A 1,379-nucleotide genomic window follows, 5' to 3' on the forward strand; every position below is an offset into this window, starting at 1 on the left:
TGACGCAGGTGTCAGGGCCCGCGCGATGCGACGGCTCTGTCCTCGGATCGTCGAGGCAGAGCCCGCGCTCGTACCGGATCGAACCGTTATTAAGGCTCTGGAGCTCCGGCCAAGCGGAGCGCGCCGATTTGAATGAGCAAATCCATGGCAGGTCGTGACCGCGAATGAAGCGGCTGTCGAACTCGACGTTGTGAGCGCAGAGGATATCGGCGCCGGCGACTACTTCCTTCCGCGCCTGGTCAGGGTCCCTACCCCCGCCCGCTACCGCGTCGGTGATGTGATGCACCGCCATCGCGGGGAAGCTGATCGGCATACCCGGGTTGACGAGGCGGGAATGCGGCCCGGTCTCGATGGCCCAGCCGGTCGGGAAGAGGCGGATCTCGGTCCAGCGCACTTCGACCATCTCGGCAGGATCTTCCATCGATGTTGTTTCGACGTCGACGACGCGGATGAGGGTGAGCGGCTCAGTCATGGGACTTGCTCCCGAAGGCCGATCCATCGCCGTGGGTTACTCTGACCTGGTCGATCTTGCGCTCCAAATCGACGATGAACTCCTCGCGGAGATCGTCGACATGCGTGTCGATCAAGCGCGCCAAGAGGCGGTGCAGACGCTCTCCCGGCTCGATCGTGATGTATGTGTCGAGATGCTCTGGATCGATGGGCAGGAGTTCGTCGGCCATCAGCCGATCGCCTTCTCGACGTAGGTGACGGCGTCGCCGACGGTCAGCCAGGTCTCCGCCTCTGCGTCGGAGATCTCGATGTCGAACTCCTCCTCGCAATCCATCACGAGTTGGACGAGATCCAGGCTGTCGGCGTTGAGGTCGTCGATGAAACCGGCTTCCTTCGTCACCCGGTCGGCGGTGACACCTAATGTCTCGACGATGATCTTCTTCACGCGGTCTGCGATGGTCATTGCTTTTCCTCGGGGTTCATGTCGCTACGGCGACGGCTTCAACGGGTTCCGGCGTAGGCTCCGGTGCCACCACCTGCGCGGCGAACCCAATTACTGCGGTCGCCAGTGCGCGCAGAGAATGGCTGTCTGTCACCGCGCCGGGGTGGCCCTCGATCACGGCCCGAGCGAGGTCGGTGGCGCCGGCGAAGCTAAGCGGCGTCACGATCGCGCGACCTCCGGCTTCAACGAGCATGACGTCGCCGACATTGAACGGCTGGTCGACCGTCGCCGGTCCGGCCTTGCTGGCCACCTTCATCATGCCCGGTTTGGTCACCGAGACGACCTTGCGGCCGTTCGCGAACTTGGCGACATCGGCGGCATGGACCTCCGTCGTCATGCCCGGATGTCCTTATGAACGTGGACGACGGTGTCCGCTGCATTGGGGACGGCACGCGGGACCAGCCTGCCTACCTTCTTCGACGCCGGT

At 63.8% G+C, this 1,379-nt stretch carries 4 protein-coding genes; all 4 read right to left on the minus strand.

The genetic code is table 11. The features are described 5' to 3' along the window. Nucleotides 1–472, minus strand: a 472-nt coding sequence (locus tag FJ980_RS31765; RefSeq protein ID WP_140547460.1) for a 3'-5' exonuclease, incomplete at its 3' end; no start/stop codon positions are given. Then, a complete protein-coding gene (locus tag FJ980_RS31770) occupies nt 465–680 on the minus strand; it encodes a hypothetical protein (RefSeq protein ID WP_140547461.1) in 216 nt (71 codons plus the stop codon). The genes FJ980_RS31770 and FJ980_RS31765, both read right to left, overlap by 8 nt. Then, nucleotides 680–913 carry an acyl carrier protein gene (locus FJ980_RS31775; RefSeq protein WP_140547462.1) on the minus strand — a complete coding sequence of 78 codons (234 nt, stop codon included), beginning with the start codon at nt 911–913 and terminating at the stop codon, nt 680–682. The genes FJ980_RS31770 and FJ980_RS31775 overlap by 1 nt, the downstream gene beginning before the upstream one ends. Before the next feature lie 16 nt (nt 914–929). Beyond that, the gene (locus tag FJ980_RS31780) at nt 930–1,289 is read right to left on the minus strand and encodes a hypothetical protein (RefSeq protein WP_140547463.1); all 360 of its coding nucleotides are present in this window, start codon (nt 1,287–1,289) and stop codon (nt 930–932) included. Nucleotides 1,290–1,379: the final 90 nt, after the last annotated feature.

The sequence above is a fragment of the Mesorhizobium sp. B1-1-5 genome, assembly GCF_006443065.1.
GTDB lineage: Bacteria > Pseudomonadota > Alphaproteobacteria > Rhizobiales > Rhizobiaceae > Mesorhizobium.

Bases quoted from the DNA above. Each gene is read 5' to 3' on its own strand.
- FJ980_RS31770 (WP_140547461.1), bottom strand. From the start codon at position 680: ATGGCCGACGAACTCCTGCCCATCGATCCAGAGCATCTCGACACATAC.
- FJ980_RS31780 (WP_140547463.1), bottom strand. From the start codon at position 1,289: ATGACGACGGAGGTCCATGCCGCCGATGTCGCCAAGTTCGCGAACGGC.
- FJ980_RS31775 (WP_140547462.1), bottom strand. From the start codon at position 913: ATGACCATCGCAGACCGCGTGAAGAAGATCATCGTCGAGACATTAGGT.